The following is a 16,595-nucleotide window of genomic DNA, read 5'->3' as shown; positions in this document are numbered from 1 at the left end:
TTGGGGGGTAAACCGGCAGGACGCCGGTTTAGCCGCACTGGGCCAGGGATGGCCCATTGCGGCGGCCCCCCAAATCAATGTCGGAGTACGGGCATGCCGAGCCTAAGCGAGGCACCGAGTGGTGGGGCAAAAGCGTTTTGCTTACTTTTGCGCTGTTCAAAAGTGAGCCGCCGTCAGGCGGAACCATAGGAGGCCGTTACCGCAAGAATGGATATGTACTCCGCCTAATCCAACACCCCAGAGGCCCAGAGGCCGCCACACGAGCAAGCTCCCTCGCCACAGGCCGCTACAAAGTTGTGTAGATACCTATGCCGCGATGAGGCCAACACCTTCAACAACCATGTCAAATGCCGCCCGGCCCGCTCCCACAGGGATATCTCAGGCTTCGACCTGGGTCCACTGTTTGTTCAGGCGCTTGTCGGAAATCGGTACCTTGGTCCCCAGTTGCTGGGCAAACAACGACACCCGGTATTCTTCCAGCCACCAGCGATACAACTCCAACTGCGGATCGCGCTTGCCTTCCTGGGCATGTTTGTTGGCGCGGGCCTGGTATTGCGCCCAGAGCGCCGACAATTCGCCGCTCCAGACCCGATCCTTCTGCACCTGGGCGCCGAGTTTCTCGAAGCGTTGTTCGACGGCCTTGAGGTAGCGCGGCAGCTCCTTGAGCCACACCATCGGGGTTTCGCGGACAAACCCTGGGTACACCAGGTGACTCAACTGTTGCTTGATGTCATTCAAGGCCACCGCTTGCGCCAGGTCGATCTTGCCCTTGAAGCGTTTTTGCAGGCCGTGCCAGAGCTTGAGAATCTCCAGCGTCAGCTTCGCCAGGCGCTCGGCATGCTCGGTCCAGCCGCCGCGCTTGCGTTCGGCCAGCGCTGCCAGCCCGGCGCCATCGCGGGGCAGGTTCGGCTCACCGTCGAGAATGCAGCTGTCCAGGCTCGCCAGCAGGATGTCTTCCACCAGCGCGTCGATCCGCCCCAACTCGCGATACATCAAGCCCAGTTCGGTGAGCCCCGGCAATTTGCCCCGCAGGAACTTCGCCGGCTCCGCCAGTTGCTGCATCAGCAGGCGCTGCAAGGCGCGGCGGTGCTGGAACTCGGCCTCGGCCGGGGTCGAGAAACGCCCCTCCTTGACCGTGCCCGCCTCTTCCACCAACGCCGGATAGACCGTCATCGACAGCCCGGCGATCTTCTGTTGGGTTTGCTGCGCCACGGCGGCGAAAACCTTGGCCTCCACCGGCTGCTGGCTTTTCGCAGTCTGTGGCACCGCCAATGCTGCCTGGCTGGCTTCGGCAAACCGCGCCGTCAGCTCGGCCAGGTCACGGCCTTCGCCGAGGAACTTGCCTTGGCCGTCGACAATCTCCAGGTTCATCCGCAAGTGGCTTTCCACCTGCTGCGCGGCTTCGGCCCAGGCCTCGTCGCTGACCCGCGCGCCGGTCATGCGCAACAACTCCCGACCCAAGGCCAGGGGCAGCGAGCCGTCGCCGAAGGTGATCCGTTGCAGGGCCGCCTTGACGAAATCCGGCACCGGCACGAAGTTCTTGCGCAAGGCTTTCGGCAAGTTGCGCACCAGGGCGATGCACTTGGCCTCGATCACCCCCGGCACCAGCCACTCCAGGCGCTCCGGTGGCAGCATCGGCAACAGCGGGGCCGGTACGCGCAGGGTCACGCCATCACGCGGATGGTTGGGTTCGAAGTGATAACTCAACGGCAGGGTCAGGTCGCCCACACGCAGGGTGTCCGGGTAATGCGCTGCAGTGATTTCGTTGGCCTCGCGCGCCAGCACGTCTTCCTCGCGCATGATCAGCAACTGCGGGTCTTTCTGGCTGTTGACCTTGTACCAACTGTCGAAGGTCGCGGTCTGGTGAATCTCTGCCGGCAAGCGCGCGTCATAGAACGCGAATAAGGTTTCTTCGTCCGCCAGGATGTCGCGCCGGCGCGCCTTGGCTTCCAGTTCATCGAGCTGTTCGAGCAACTGCGCGTTAGCCGTCAGGCACTTGGCCTTGGACTGGATCTCGCCACGCACCAGGGCTTCGCGGATGAATAGCTCACGCGACACCAGCGGATCGATCGGCCCGTAATGCACCGGACGGCGACCGACGATAATCAGCCCGAACAAGGTGATCTGCTCGTATGCCACCACCTGCCCACGCTTCTTCTCCCAATGGGGTTCGAAGTGGTTTTTCTTGATCAGGTGCCCGGCCAGCGGTTCGATCCAGTCGGCATCGATCTTGGCCACCATGCGCGCGTAGAGCTTGGTGGTCTCCACCAGTTCGGCGGCCATCAGCCATTGCGGGCGCTTCTTGCCCAGGCCCGATGAGGGGTGAATCCAGAACCGCCGCTGACGGGCACCGAGGTAGTCGCCCTCCTCGGTTTTCTGGCCAATCTGGCTGAGCAAGCCGGACAGCACCGCCTTGTGCAGCTTGGGGTAATCCGCCGGTTCCTTGTTCAGCGACAACTGCATGTCGCGGCAGATCAGGCTCAACTGGCGATGCGAGTCACGCCACTCGCGCAGACGCAGGTAGTTGAGGAAATTCTTGCGGCACCAGTTGCGCAACGGGCTAGCGGTCAGCGCCTGGCGCTGCTCTTCAAAGCCGCGCCACAGATTGACCAGCCCGGCGAAGTCCGAGTCGACGTCTTTCCATTGCGCGTGGGCCTGGTCGGCGGCTTGCTGACGCTCCGGCGGCCGCTCGCGCGGGTCCTGGATCGACATGGCACTGGCGACGATCAACACTTCCTGGAGGCTGCCCAACCTCGCCGCTTCCAGCAGCATGCGCCCCATGCGCGGGTCGACCGGCAGGCGCGCCAGTTGCCGGCCCAGAGGCGTCAGCTGACTGTTGCGGTCCACCGCCGAGAGTTCCTGCAGCAGGTTGAAGCCGTCGCTGATGGCCTTGCCATCGGGCGGTTCGATGAACGGGAAATCGGTGATCTCACCCAGGCGCAGATGGAGCATCTGCAGGATCACCGCCGCCAGGTTGGTACGCAGGATTTCCGGGTCGGTAAATTCCGGCCGACCGATAAAGTCTTCTTCACTGTACAGGCGAATACAGATGCCCGGCTCGACCCGCCCGCAGCGCCCTTTACGCTGGTTGGCGCTGGCCTGGGAAATGGCCTCGATCGGCAGGCGCTGGACCTTGGCTCGATAGCTGTAGCGGCTGATGCGCGCGGTGCCGCTGTCGATCACATAGCGAATGCCCGGCACCGTCAGCGAGGTTTCCGCGACGTTGGTTGCCAGGACCACACGCCGCCCCGGGTGCGACTGGAAGATCCGCTGCTGCTCGGCCGGTGACAGACGGGCATACAGCGGCAGGATTTCGGTGTGTTTGAGCTGGGCCTTGCGCAGCATGTCGGCGGCGTCGCGAATTTCCCGCTCGCCCGGCAGGAACACCAACACGTCACCCGGACTGCGGCGCTCGCTGCGTTCATGGGCGGCGATTTCATCGAGGGTGGCGAGGATCGCCTGGTCCACCGTCAGGTCGTCTTCGACCCGGTTGCCCTCCTCGTCCTGCTCAAGCGTCAGCGGCCGGTACCAGGTGTCCACCGGGAAGGTGCGCCCCGAGACTTCGACGATCGGCGCGTCGTCGAAGTGCTTGGAGAAGCGCTCCAGGTCGATGGTCGCCGAAGTGATGATGACTTTCAGGTCGGGACGGCGCGGCAGCAGGGTTTTCAGGTAACCGAGCAGGAAGTCGATGTTCAGGCTGCGTTCGTGGGCTTCGTCGACGATGATCGTGTCGTAGCGCTCGAGGTAGCGGTCGTTCTGGGTTTCCGCTAGCAGGATGCCATCGGTCATCAGCTTGATCAGGGTGTTGGAATCGCTCTGATCCTCGAACCGCACCTGATAGCCGACCAGTGCACCCAGCGGCGTGGCCAGCTCCTCGGCGACCCGGCTGGCGACACTGCGCGCGGCAATCCGCCGTGGCTGGGTGTGCCCGATCAGGCCATGCTGGCCGCGGCCGATTTCCAGGCAGATCTTCGGCAACTGGGTGGTTTTACCCGAACCGGTTTCCCCGGCAATGATCAGCACCTGGTGCTTTTGCAGGGCGGCCTTGATTTCGTCGCGCTTGGCGGCAATCGGCAAACTGTCGTCGTAACGAATCACCGGCAGGCTGGCACGCCGCGCTAGCACCTGGTCGCAGGACGCTTGCAAACGCGTCACCCACTGGGCCAGCTTGGCCTCGTCGGGCTTCTTGCGCAGCTCGAGCAACTGGCGCCGCAGCCGGTGGCGGTCGGCGAGCATGGCGTGGTCGAGGTTGTTCAGCAGTTTGTCGATGGAAGGCGATTCGTCAGTCATCAGGTACGCAAAGGTCGTCTAGTGGCGCAGGGGGGCGATTGTCGCAGATTTGGCGGGATAAATAATGGTGCGGTGCATGACCCCACCGTGTGTGGCCTTTTCGCGGGCAAGCCCGCTCCCACAGGGATCGCGTAAAACCAGTGGAAGCGGGTCGGGCGGCGCTCCGCTTGCCCGCGAAGGCGTAAATAGGCGCTACTCGTTATCCAGGCCCTTGCGCCGATACGGGAATACGTCGATCACCTTGCCCGCGCGAATCGCCTCTTGCAGGCTTTTCCAATAGTCGGCGTTGTACAGTTCGCCGTGCAATTGGTCGAACAGCTTGCGCTGCCCCCCATCGGCGAACAGGAACGGCGGGAACTCTTCGGGGAACACGTCCAGCGGGCCGATGGAGTACCAGGGCTCGGAGGCCATTTCGTCTTCCGGGGTACGCGGTTGCGGGATATGGCGGAAGTTGGCTTCGGTCAGGTAGCAGATTTCGTCGTAGTCATAGAACACCACACGGCCGTGGCGGGTGACGCCGAAGTTCTTCAGCAGCATGTCCCCGGGGAAGATATTCGCAGCCGCCAGTTGCTTGATCGCCAGCCCGTAGTCTTCCAGCGCTTCGCGCACCTGGGCGGGATTGGCGTTTTCCAGGTACAGGTTCAGTGGCGTCATGCGCCGCTCGGTCCAGCAGTGGCGGATCAGCACCGTGTCGCCTTCCACGGCCACTGTCGAGGCCGCGACCTCGAGCAACTCTTCCAGGCACGCCGGATCAAACTTGCTCAACGGAAAACGGAAGTCGGCGAACTCCTGGGTATCGGCCATGCGCCCGACCCGGTCGACACTTTTCACCAGCCGGTATTTCTCGATCACCGTGGCCCGGTCGACGTTTTTCGACGGAGAAAAACGGTCCTTGATGATCTTGAACACCGTGTTGAAGCCCGGCAGGGTGAACACGCTCATCACCATCCCGCGCACCCCTGGCGCCATGATGAACTGGTCATCGGTGTTGGCCAGGTGGTTGATCAGCGCCCGGTAGAACTCCGACTTGCCGTGTTTGTAGAAGCCGATCGAGGTGTACAGCTCGGCGATGTGCTTGCCCGGCAGGATGCGCTTGAGAAAGCCGATGAACTCCGCCGGCACCGGCACGTCGACCATGAAGTAGGAGCGGGTGAAGGAGAAGATGATCGACACGTCGGCTTCGTCGGTGATCAAGGCATCGATCTGGATCCCCCGGCCCTCGCGGTGCAGCAACGGGATCACCAGCGGCCATTGCTCATCGGCGGTGTAGATGCGCCCCACCAGGTAGGCACCCTTGTTGCGGTACAGCACCGAGGAAAACAGCTCGACCGCAAGGTTGGGGTCCTTGCACACCCAGTCGGGCAGGTTATCGCGCAGTTGTGCTTCGAGCCGGCGCAGGTCACCGGCGAGGTCGGCGTAGTCTTCGCTGAAGCGGTAGTCGCTGAAGATGCTCGCCAGCATGCCCGACAATTGCCCATGGGGCTTGTAGGTGCGGGTTTGCGCCGCCCGGGCGCGGCGCAGGCTCGGGCGGGTGGTGTGGATAAACATGCTGCCGTCGCTGATCAGGTCGTGGCTGAACAGCCCGCAGAAGGTCGAGTTGTACCAGGTCTCCGACAGTTCATCGTCGAACCGCAGATCGATCAGGCTGATGTAGGCACTCTTGACCAGTGGCCAGCAACTGACCTCCAGCAAGGTCTCGGCGGCAAAGGCTGCGTGCAGGCGCCCCACCACTTCGTTGACCTTTTCTTCGTAGAGGTTGATCCGCGCCGCCGAGGCGACCTGCGCCTCCTGCCATGCCGCCTGCTCGAAACGTGTACGGGCGCCATCGGTGATCTGGCGAAAATGCTCGCGGTAATCGTCAAAGCCGTCGAGGATCATCTGGGCAATATCGGCGGCGGGCCATGGCTGCGGCATGTGAAGACCTCTGCGAGATGGTGCTTATCGTTGGAGCCTGAGCTTAGAGGCCAATTGTCAGGCAACGCAACCATTGCCTTGCCCCCGGCAGGCAGCGACACTGGCGCGCTGATTAATCAAGGAACGCGCTGTGAACCCCGTCGATATTCTGCGTTTGTTGGCCCTGGCTGCCATTTGGGGTGCGAGCTTTCTGTTCATGCGCATCATCGCCCCGGTGATCGGCACTGTCCCCACGGCCTTTTTCCGGGTGTCGATTGCCGCCACCGGATTGTTGCTGATCCTGGCGCTGATGCGCACTCACTGGGATTTTCGCGGTAAGTTCAAGACCGTATTACTGTTGGGGGTGATCAACTCGGGCATCCCGGCGACCATGTATTCGGTGGCCGCGCAAGTGCTGCCCGCCGGCTACTCGGCGATTTTCAACGCCACCACGCCGTTGATGGGGGTGCTGATCGGCGGCCTGTTTTTCAGCGAACGCCTGAGCCTGTCGAAAATGGCCGGGGTGGCCCTGGGCTTGTTTGGCGTGGCCATCCTGACTCGCGCCGGCCCCGTGGCCTTTGACCTGGAACTGCTGATGGGCGCGCTCGCCTGCCTGGTGGCGACCACCTGCTATGGCTTTGCCGGTTTTCTCGCACGGCGCTGGCTCGACCAGCAAGGCGGCCTCGACAGCCGCCTCTCGGCCCTGGGCAGCATGCTCGGGGCCAGCCTGTTCCTGCTGCCGTTGTTCGGCTACAGCGTGATCAGCCAGCCGCCCGAGAGCTGGGGTGGCTGGAGCGTGTGGTTGTCGTTGCTGGGCCTGGGCCTGGGTTGCACCGCCTTCGCCTACATCCTGTACTTCCGCCTGCTGACGTCCATCGGCCCGGTCAAGTCGATGACCGTGACCTTCATGATCCCGCCGTTCGGCGTGCTCTGGGGCGCGCTGTTTCTCGACGAGCCGCTGTCGATGGCGCACGTGTATGGCGGCCTGCTGATCACGGCGGCGTTGTGGATGGTGCTGCGCCCGGCCAGGCGGGCGATCCGTCCTTGAATCGCCACTCCAGCCACTGACTACTGAAGCATCACCTCGACTGGCGGAACACAAACACCAGGCCCACGATGATCAACGCCATGCCCAGCAGGCTGAGCATCGCCAGTCGATTACCAAAAATCAGGTAATCCATCACCGCCGTCACCGCCGGCACCAGGTAAAACAGGCTGGTGACGTTGACCAGGTTGCCCCGGGCAATCAGGCGGTACAGCAACAGAGTCGCCAGCAGCGACACCACCAGCCCCATCCACAGCACCGGCACGATGAACCCGCTGCTGTGTTCGAAGTGGAACGGCTGGAACGGCACAAACACCGCGCACAACAACAGCCCCGCCAGGTATTGCACCGGCAGCGTGCCGAGCGGGTCCTGGGTGATGTGCTTTTGCATGATGGAGCCGAGCGTCATGCTCACCAGCGCCAGCAGGCCAAAAAACATCCCGGCCAGTGACATCCCGGCCAGGCCAATCCCCTGGTACACCACCATGATCAGCCCCGCCAGGCCCAGCGCCAGCCCAAACATCCGGCGCCCACTACGCTGGCGCTCCATCAGGACCACGGTAAGGATCGGCTGCACTCCCATGATTGTCGCCATCACCCCCGGGGTGACCTTCAAGTCCAGGGCCAGCAGATAAAAGATCTGATAGGCCCCCAACAGCACCAGCCCAGTGGCCGCGGCATACCAGGTGGCTTTGCCCCGCCGGGGCAACTTGAGCTTGAGCAGCGGCACCAACAGCACCAGCCCGCACAAGGCAATGGCAAAGCGGATCAGGAGAAAGGCAAAGGGCGAGGCATGGGCCAGCCCCCACTTGGAGAAAATCGCCCCGCTACTCCAAAGCAGGACGAACAGGCTCGTGGAAGCCGCCGCGAGCGCGGTATTTTTTGAAATGAGCAACATCTGGACCACCTGTCATCAGGCAATAAGCCAATTCAGCCAAGGCTGAAATTCAGTTTTTTGTGTTCAGGTACGACGCAGGGCGCAGCAGCGAATGCTGATCAGCCCGAGCAACCGACACCTGGCGGCGAGACCACCGCGCACACTGGCGTGCGACAGACAGGAGGGGGGTAGTGACTGATCTGCGCAGGCTGCAGATTCCCGCACGGCACGACGTCAGCGTTGACTGCTGAATCGACTACCGCGTTGATGTGGGATGCAGGCATGGGCGGATCTTTTTTCAGGAGAGGAAAGCGCCGGGCTTCAAACCCGGCGAGCGCTGACTATAACCAGCGCTCGACATGGATTGCAACAACCTGCTGCAGGTGGACCGGATATCGGTGTTGCAGGTTGCTGATCAACCGAACAGCCAGTAACCGAGCAGCGTCAACACCAGCACCGCCAACACCGGGCGCAGGATGCGGTACAGCTTGGGGTTGCGACGTTTCCATTGCTTGAACACTGCACTGAACCGGTCGCTGGAGTTCTTGCTCCAGGCATACACCAGGTTGATCCCACCTACCCGCTCGTCATCCAGGTTCTGCGGTGCGGTGGCGCGGCCGAGCAGGCCACTGACCCAGCGGTTGAGGCGGGTCATCAAGCGGTTGCTCAACGGCCGCTCAATGTCACAGAACAGAATGACCCGGGTCTGCTCGGTTTCGTTCTTGACCCAGTGCACGTAGGTTTCATCGAACATCACGTCTTCGCCATCGCGCCAGGCGTAGGGCTGGCCATCGACAAAAATCCGGCAGTCATCGGAGTTCGGCGTGGACAGGCCCAGGTGATATCGCAGGGAGCCGGCAAACGGATCGCGATGGGGGTTGAGGTGACTGCCACCGGGCAACAAGGCGAACATCGCGCCCTTGACGTTGGGAATGCTATTGACCAGCGCGACGGTCCTGGGGCACAGGGCCTCGGCCGAAGGCAGCGCCTTGTCGTACCACTTGAGGTAAAAACGCTTCCAGCCTTTCTTGAAGAACGAACCGAACCCGGCATCGTTATTGTGCTCGGCGGCGCGGATGTAGCCCTCGTCGAACAGATGCATGGCCTCGTCGCGAATCACTTGCCAGTTGTCCCTGAGCACATCCAGTTCGGCAAACTTGCTGCGGTCCAGGTACGGCTTGGAAGGCACCGCGGAAAACAGGTACATCAAGGCGTTGTAGGGGGCGAACAAGGCCGAATGGTTGACGAACTGCCGCAAAACCGGCAATCGCGCCTTGCCGCGCAAGTGCACATAGAGGGTGCTGCCGATAAACAGCAACAACAGCGAAGCCTTGGCGGCGAAAGAAAAACTCATGCAACAACTCCTTGAAAAGTAACGTCACTGCGCAGCGCCATTTACCCGACGTGGCAGGCGGCCATGATACTCATTGCCGACCTTGCAAAAAACCGCACTTCCTAACATTCAGTATTGAGGTTTGCGCAACAAACCTAAGTAACACAAGCTTGCTGAACCCTGACTGACCGGGATCAAACCCGATCACCTGCACCCATCACTCCTCGACTGTGGGAGCGGGTGCCTGCTTGCGGCGCCCGCTTGCGGCACTCGCCCCTACCCGTATGCCTTACTGCTGATTCTCCTGCTCGGTGAACAGATCACTGAACAGCATGCTCGACAGGTAACGCTCACCGGAGTCAGGCAGGATCACCACAATCGTCTTGCCCTGCATTTCCGGGGTCTCGGCCAGGCGCACGGCCACTGCCATCGCCGCGCCACAGGAAATACCGCACAGGATCCCCTCCTCCTGCATCAAGCGCAGGGCCATGGCCTTGGACTCCTCGTCACTGACCAACTCGACCCGATCGACGATCGACAGATCAAGATTCTTCGGCACAAAACCAGCCCCGATCCCCTGGATCTTGTGCGGGCTCGGCTTGATTTCTTCACCGGCCATCAATTGAGTGATCACTGGCGAGACCACAGGTTCCACCGCCACCGAAAGAATCGGCTTGCCCTGGGTGTGCTTGATGTAACGCGAGATGCCAGTAATGGTGCCACCGGTGCCAACGCCGGCGACCAGCACATCCACTGCGCCATCAGTGTCGTTCCAGATTTCCGGACCGGTGGTCTTTTCGTGGATCGCCGGGTTGGCCGGGTTATCGAACTGCTGCGGCATGAAGTATTGGGTCGGATCGCTGGCGAGGATTTCTGCGGCTTTTTCAATCGCGCCCTTCATGCCCTTGGCCGGCTCGGTCAGGACCAGTTCGGCGCCCAGGGCCTTGAGCACCTTGCGTCGCTCGATGCTCATCGAGGCCGGCATGGTCAGCATCAGCTTGTAGCCACGCGCGGCCGCGACGAACGCCAGGCCGATGCCGGTATTGCCCGAGGTCGGCTCGACGATGGTCATGCCCGGCTTGAGTTTGCCGGTGCTTTCAGCGTCCCAGATCATGTTCGCGCCGATCCGGCACTTGACCGAATAACCCGGGTTTCGCCCTTCGATCTTGGCCAGGATGGTGACACCACGCGGCGCGATACGGTTGATCTGCACCAGCGGCGTATTGCCGATGGAATGGGCGTTGTCAGCAAAAATGCGGCTCATGGCTGGGTCCTTGTACAGCATTGAAGAAGCCTTCAAGGGTATGCCTCGCACCCTTGGGCGTCCAGTCGAGACGAACGTCTGCGCGCCCGCGCAGTCCATCGTTTTATACAACCTGAGCGAGACGCCATGAAACGTCGATACCGTTGGCCCCTCTGGTCGCTGGCCGGCATAACGTTGCTGCTGGTGGCCCTGCACGTCGCCCTGCCCTACCTGGTGCGCGACTACCTGAACGACAAGCTGGCCGAGATGGGCGACTACCGCGGACAGATCAGCGATGTCGACCTGGCCTTGTGGCGCGGCGCCTACCGGATCAACGGGCTGCAGATCGTCAAGGTCCAGGGCAAGGTTCCGGTACCGTTCGTCAAGGCACCGCTGATCGACCTGTCCGTCAGTTGGCATTCCCTGTGGTACGACCACGCCGTGGTGGCCAAGGTGCTGTTCGTCAAACCCGAACTGAATTTCGTCGACGGCGGCAACAAGCAAGCCTCCCAGACCGGTCGTGGCACCGACTGGCGGGCACAACTGGGCAAACTGCTGCCCATCACCCTGGACGAAGTACGCATCGATAACGGGCGGATTACCTTTCACAACTTCACTTCCAAGCCGCCGGTCGACATGCAGGCCACTCAGGTCGATGCCAGCGTGTTCAACCTAACCAACGTGGTGGACGTCAAGGGCCGACGCGACGCACGTTTCGAGGGCAAGGCCCTGCTGCTGGGGCACGCCCCGCTGGAAACCACCGCCACCTTCGACCCCCTGAGCAATTTCGAGGAGTTCGAGTTCCGCCTGCGGGTCAAGGACATCGAACTCAAGCGCATGAACGACTTCGCCGCGGCCTACGGCAAGTTCGACTTCAATGCCGGCCACGGCGACGTGGTCATCGAAGCCCAGGCCAACAAGGGCCAGCTCAAGGGCTACATCAAGCCCCTGCTGCGTGATGTCGATGTGTTCAACTGGCAGCAGGATGTAGCCAACGAAAAGAAAGGCATCTTCCGTTCGGTCTGGGAGGCATTGGTGGGCACCACCGAAACCGTCCTCAAGAATCAACCGAAAAACCAGTTCGCTACCCGGGTCGAACTCAGTGGCAGCGTGCATAAACAGGACATCAGCGCCTTCCAGGCCTTCCTGCAGATTCTGCGTAACGGCTTCATCAAGGCTTTTAATGCCCGATACGAGCAGCCAAAGCCGTCAGCTGACTGAGTCACCATGTGACGCCCCATTCAGAGACTGAATAAGCCGTCTGCGTTCACAGTCGACCGGGCGCCGCGTTATAGTCGGGCATGTGATCTCTTTCCCCCGCCCTGCCCGGCGCAGGTCGGCGCTACTGTTCGAGGAATTACCGATGAAGTTCGAAGGCACCCGCGCATACGTCGCCACCGATGACCTGAAGCTGGCGGTCAACGCCGCCATTACCCTGGAGCGGCCACTGCTGGTCAAGGGTGAGCCGGGCACCGGCAAGACCATGCTTGCCGAGCAACTGGCCGAGTCCTTCGGTGCGCGCCTGATCACCTGGCACATCAAGTCCACCACCAAGGCTCACCAGGGACTGTACGAGTACGACGCGGTCAGCCGCCTGCGCGATTCGCAACTGGGCGTGGACAAGGTCCATGACATCCGCAACTACCTGAAGAAGGGCAAGCTGTGGGAAGCCTTCGAGTCGGAGGAGCGGGTGATCCTGCTGATCGACGAAATCGACAAGGCCGACATCGAGTTCCCCAACGACCTGCTGCAAGAACTCGACAAGATGGAATTCTACGTCTACGAAATCGACGAGACCATCAAGGCCAAGCAACGTCCGATCATCATCATTACCTCCAACAACGAGAAAGAGCTGCCGGACGCTTTCCTGCGCCGCTGCTTCTTCCACTACATCGCCTTCCCCGACCGCACCACCCTGCAAAAGATCGTCGACGTGCACTACCCGGACATCAAGAAAGACCTGGTCAGCGAAGCGCTGGACGTGTTCTTCGACGTGCGCAAGGTGCCGGGCCTGAAGAAAAAGCCATCGACCTCGGAACTGGTGGACTGGCTCAAGCTGCTGATGGCCGACAACATCGGCGAAGCGGTGCTGCGCGAACGCGATCCGACCAAGGCCATTCCGCCGCTGGCCGGGGCCCTGGTGAAGAATGAGCAGGACGTGCAGTTGCTCGAGCGCCTGGCGTTCATGAGCCGTCGCGGCACCCGCTAAGAGGCTGCTGCCATGCTGCTCAACCTGTTCAATGAAATGCGCGCGGCCAAGGTTCCGGTCTCGGTGCGCGAACTGCTGGACCTGATCAACGCGCTGAAACAGCGCGTGACCTTCGCCGACATGGACGAGTTCTACTACCTGGCGCGGGCGATCCTGGTCAAGGACGAACGGCATTTCGACAAGTTCGACCGGGCGTTCGGTGCCTACTTCAATGGCCTGGAAAAACTCGACGACCACCTTCAGGCGCTGATTCCCGAAGACTGGTTGCGCAAGGAGTTCGAGCGCTCGCTCAGCGATGAGGAGCGCGCGCAGATCCAGTCCCTGGGTGGCCTGGACAAGCTGATTGAGGAGTTCAAGAAGCGCCTCGAAGAACAGAAGGAACGCCACGCCGGCGGCAATAAGTGGATCGGCACCGGCGGCACCAGCCCTTTCGGCTCCGGCGGCTTCAACCCGGAAGGGATCCGGGTCGGCGATGCCGGCAAGCGCCAGGGCAAGGCAGTCAAAGTCTGGGATCAGCGCGAGTACAAGAACCTCGACGACTCGGTGGAACTGGGCACACGCAACATCAAGGTGGCCTTGCGCCGGTTGCGCAAGTTTGCGCGCCAGGGTGCGGCGGAAGAGCTGGACATCGATGGCACCATCGACCACACCGCGCGCGATGCCGGGCTGCTGAATATCCAGATGCGGCCAGAGCGACGCAACACGGTCAAGCTGTTGCTGCTGTTCGACATCGGCGGCTCGATGGACGCCCACGTGAAGACTTGCGAGGAACTGTTCTCAGCCTGCAAGACCGAGTTCAAGCACCTGGAGTACTACTACTTCCACAACTTCGTGTATGAGTCGGTGTGGAAGAACAACATGCGCCGCACCTCCGAACGCACCTCGACCCAGGACCTGCTGCACAAGTACGGCGCTGACTACAAAGTGATCTTCATCGGTGACGCCGCAATGGCCCCCTATGAAATCACCCAGGCTGGCGGCAGTGTCGAACACTGGAACGAAGAACCGGGTTACGTGTGGATGCAGCGCTTCATGGAGAAGTACAAGAAGCTCATCTGGATCAACCCCTATCCGAAAGATACGTGGGGCTACACCTCTTCGACCAAGATCGTGCGCGATTTGATCGAGGACCAGATGTATCCCCTGACCTTGCGTGGGCTGGAAGAAGGGATGCGGTTTCTCTCCAAATGACCGGTTGAGGGTCGGGCACACCCAAGGCCCGCTCCCACAAAGGTTGTGGGTGTATGCAAAACCTGCTCGCGATGGCAAAGGGGCTGTGCAGGCCTCTTCGCGAGCAAGCTCGCTCCTACAATGTCCCTAGCTAAGCCTGCGATCACCTGAACCGCTGCAGCAATTCCCGGTGCTGACGATGCGCGGTCTCCTGCATCACCGGGGCCAGCCGTACCTGCTGACCCGGCAGGCACTGCGCCAGACGGGCCAGGGCCAGTGGCGTCAGCGCCCCCAACCGTGGATAACCGCCAATGGTCTGCCGGTCGTTGAGCAACACGATCGGCTGCCCGTCTGGCGGCACCTGCACCGCGCCCAGCGGAATGCCTTCGGAGATCATCGGCCGGCCTTGATACTGCAAGGCCGGGCCCAGCAAGCGCATGCCCATGCGGTCGGCGCGGGTGTCCAGGGTCCAGGCGCTGTTGAAGGCATCGAACAGGCTTTGCCCACTGAACTCACCATGTTGCGCACCCAGCACCAGATCCAGCACCGGCGCACGGCCGAAGTCCGGGCGCTGCTCGACCGGCACTTCGCGCACTGTCGCTGCAGGCCCGGCGTAACTCAGTTCCGCGCCCTTGGCCAGCGGGCGACCGAAGCCGTCCAGCCCGCCCAGCTCCTCCCGCACTACAGTGGCGCAACTGCCCAACACCTGCGGCGCAACGAAGCCGCCGGGCGCCGCCAGGTAAGCCCGCGCGCCCAGCCGCGGTTGGGTGAACTGCAAGCGCTGGCCCTGGCGCAGGATAAAACTGCGCCAGGGTGCCAGGGGCTGGCCATCCAGCAACACGCCGAGGTCGGCCCCCGCCAGCGCCAGACAACAATCGTCCTGCGCCTGCAGGGTCAAGCCGCCGAGCGTCACCTCGATCACCGCTGCCTCCAGCGAGTTGCCCAGCAGGCTGTTGGCCCAGGACATCGACAACCAGTCCGCCGCCCCGCCCTGGGTCACGCCCAGGTGGCGCACACCGAAGCGTCCGGCATCCTGCAACAGGCACAGCGGCGTGCTGGCCTCAATGCTCAAGCGGCTCATGCCGATACCTCCAGCGGGGTGTCATCGCCACCCAGGTTGACGAACTCGGCGTGGCTGACCGCGGCGAAACGCACGGTATCACCCGGCTGCATCAGGCTGTAGCCATCCCGACCACGGTCAAACAATCTGGCCGGGGTGCGGCCAATCAGGTTCCAGCCACCCGGCGACACCACCGGATAGGCCGCCGTCTGGCGCTCGGCAATCCCGACGCTGCCGGCCGCCACCCGCTTGCGCGGGGTATTGAGGCGCGGCGCGGCCAGCACTTCTTCCACCAGGCCCATGAAGGCAAAACCCGGGGCAAACCCGAGGGCGAACACCTGGTACTCGCGCTCACTGTGCCGGCGGATCACCTCATCCACTGCCAAGCCACTGCGCTGCGCCAGCAGGCTCAGCTCCGGGCCGACACTTGGGTGGTACCAGACCGGCAGCACATGACATTGACCACTGGCCTGGGCATCCGGCGTCAGACCGTTCAGGGCCTGGGCAATCAGCTCCCGAGCCTGGGCCGGGCTCAGGGCGAGCAGGTCGTAATGCACCATCAAGGTGGTGTAGGACGGCACCAGGTCGATCAGGTGCCCGGCGAAATTTTCCCGCAGCCGCACGCAGGCGGCGAGCATCCACGGCACGTTGCTTTCGGCGATCTCATCGAACAGACGGACCATCAGGCAATCGATCGCTACCACTTCAACCCGTGGCTTCATGATGGGCTCTGCTGATTCAAGGCCTCGCGGATACGCTGCACGGCCGCCACCGAACTGGCGTTGTCACCGTGCACACACAGGGTGTTGGCCTGCAGCAACAAAGGGCTGCCGTCGCTGGCGAGCAACTCACCGCCACGGGCAATGACCAGCGCCTGCTCGATGATTTTCTCGGCAGCGTGATGCACCGCACCCGGCAACTGCCGCGACACCAGGTGCCCGGCGCTGTCGTAGGCACGATCGGCGAAGGCTTCGAACCACAGCGTCACACCGTACTCATCGCCCAACGCCTGGGCCGCGCGGTTGTCACGGGTAGCCATCAGCATCAGCGGCAGTTGCCGGTCGTAGGCCGCGACGGCCTGGATCACGGCGCGCAACTGCGCCGGGTTGGCCATCATGTCGTTGTACATCGCGCCGTGGGGTTTGACGTAGCTCACGCGTGCACCCTGGGCGCGGCAGATGCCGTCCAGCGCGCCGACCTGATAATGCAGCAGGTCCTGGATTTCCTGGGCGCTGTAGGCCATGGACCGGCGGCCAAACCCTTGCAGGTCCTGATAGGCCGGATGGGCGCCGATCCGCACGCCATGGCTCAGGGCCAGGCTGACGGTCTTGCGCATGATGCTGGGATCACCGGCATGGAAACCGCAGGCGATGTTGGCGCAATCAATGAACGGCATCACCTCGGCATCCAGACCCATGGTCCAGTTGCCAAAGCTTTCGCCGATATCGCAGTTCAGTAACAGGCGGCTCACGGTG

The 16,595-nt window shown here is 62.3% G+C and carries 12 protein-coding genes; 4 read left to right on the top strand and 8 right to left on the bottom strand.

What is annotated here, in order from left to right:
* Positions 1 to 378: 378 nt before the first annotated feature.
* Positions 379 to 4,290: an ATP-dependent RNA helicase HrpA gene (gene hrpA, locus CKW24_RS26465; RefSeq protein ID WP_095171693.1), complete on the bottom strand. Its 3,912-nt coding sequence runs from the start codon at positions 4,288 to 4,290 to the stop codon at positions 379 to 381.
* 192 nt (positions 4,291 to 4,482) lie between these two features.
* A complete protein-coding gene (gene aceK / locus CKW24_RS26460; protein WP_095171691.1) occupies positions 4,483 to 6,204 on the bottom strand; it encodes a bifunctional isocitrate dehydrogenase kinase/phosphatase in 1,722 nt (573 codons plus the stop codon).
* Positions 6,205 to 6,334: 130 nt separating this feature from the next.
* Here aceK and CKW24_RS26455 point away from each other — a divergent pair, with 130 nt between their 5' ends.
* Positions 6,335 to 7,231, top strand: a complete 897-nt coding sequence (locus CKW24_RS26455; protein WP_095171690.1) for a DMT family transporter — start codon at positions 6,335 to 6,337, stop codon at positions 7,229 to 7,231.
* Between the two features lie 31 nt (positions 7,232 to 7,262).
* On the opposite strand, the gene CKW24_RS26450 is transcribed toward CKW24_RS26455, so the two are convergent.
* The 3 genes from CKW24_RS26450 to cysK form a co-directional block, all read right to left on the bottom strand.
* The gene (locus CKW24_RS26450) at positions 7,263 to 8,126 is read right to left on the bottom strand and encodes a DMT family transporter (protein ID WP_095171688.1); all 864 of its coding nucleotides are present in this window, start codon (positions 8,124 to 8,126) and stop codon (positions 7,263 to 7,265) included.
* 394 nt (positions 8,127 to 8,520) lie between these two features.
* Complete coding sequence (locus CKW24_RS26445; protein WP_095171686.1) at positions 8,521 to 9,459, bottom strand: aspartyl/asparaginyl beta-hydroxylase domain-containing protein; 939 nt, start codon at positions 9,457 to 9,459, stop codon at positions 8,521 to 8,523.
* A 268-nt stretch (positions 9,460 to 9,727) separates the two neighbouring features.
* Complete coding sequence (cysK, locus tag CKW24_RS26440) at positions 9,728 to 10,702, bottom strand: cysteine synthase A (RefSeq protein ID WP_095171684.1); 975 nt, start codon at positions 10,700 to 10,702, stop codon at positions 9,728 to 9,730.
* Positions 10,703 to 10,828: 126 nt separating this feature from the next.
* Between cysK and CKW24_RS26435 the strand changes: the two genes are divergently transcribed.
* The 3 genes from CKW24_RS26435 to CKW24_RS26425 all read left to right on the top strand — a co-directional run bounded on the left by CKW24_RS26435 (position 10,829) and on the right by CKW24_RS26425 (position 14,081).
* The gene (locus CKW24_RS26435) at positions 10,829 to 11,902 is read left to right on the top strand and encodes a DUF748 domain-containing protein (protein ID WP_095171682.1); all 1,074 of its coding nucleotides are present in this window, start codon (positions 10,829 to 10,831) and stop codon (positions 11,900 to 11,902) included.
* Between the two features lie 142 nt (positions 11,903 to 12,044).
* Positions 12,045 to 12,890, top strand: coding sequence for a MoxR family ATPase (locus CKW24_RS26430; protein WP_078473226.1), 846 nt, complete (start codon positions 12,045 to 12,047; stop codon positions 12,888 to 12,890).
* A gap of 12 nt (positions 12,891 to 12,902) precedes the next feature.
* Positions 12,903 to 14,081 (top strand): VWA domain-containing protein, encoded by a 1,179-nt coding sequence (locus CKW24_RS26425; RefSeq protein WP_095171681.1) that lies wholly within the window; start codon positions 12,903 to 12,905, stop codon positions 14,079 to 14,081.
* Positions 14,082 to 14,223: 142 nt separating this feature from the next.
* On the opposite strand, the gene CKW24_RS26420 is transcribed toward CKW24_RS26425, so the two are convergent.
* From CKW24_RS26420 to CKW24_RS26410, 3 genes are read right to left on the bottom strand one after another with little or no spacing between them, the layout of a single operon-like run.
* Entirely contained in the window at positions 14,224 to 15,141 is a 918-nt protein-coding gene (locus CKW24_RS26420; RefSeq protein WP_095171679.1) for a biotin-dependent carboxyltransferase family protein, read from the bottom strand.
* On the bottom strand, positions 15,138 to 15,842 hold the full coding sequence (pxpB, locus tag CKW24_RS26415; protein WP_095171677.1) for a 5-oxoprolinase subunit PxpB: 705 nt from the start codon (positions 15,840 to 15,842) through the stop codon (positions 15,138 to 15,140). The genes CKW24_RS26420 and pxpB overlap by 4 nt, the downstream gene beginning before the upstream one ends.
* Positions 15,839 to 16,591, bottom strand: a complete 753-nt coding sequence (locus tag CKW24_RS26410) for a 5-oxoprolinase subunit PxpA (RefSeq protein ID WP_095171676.1) — start codon at positions 16,589 to 16,591, stop codon at positions 15,839 to 15,841. The genes pxpB and CKW24_RS26410 overlap by 4 nt, the downstream gene beginning before the upstream one ends.
* Between the last annotated feature and the right edge of the window lie 4 nt (positions 16,592 to 16,595).

The organism is Pseudomonas sp. Irchel 3H3 (genome assembly GCF_900187635.1).
In the GTDB taxonomy this organism is placed as follows: domain Bacteria; phylum Pseudomonadota; class Gammaproteobacteria; order Pseudomonadales; family Pseudomonadaceae; genus Aquipseudomonas.
Note: the sequence above shows the minus strand (reverse complement) of the source record. Positions and strands in the feature narration are given on the sequence as shown.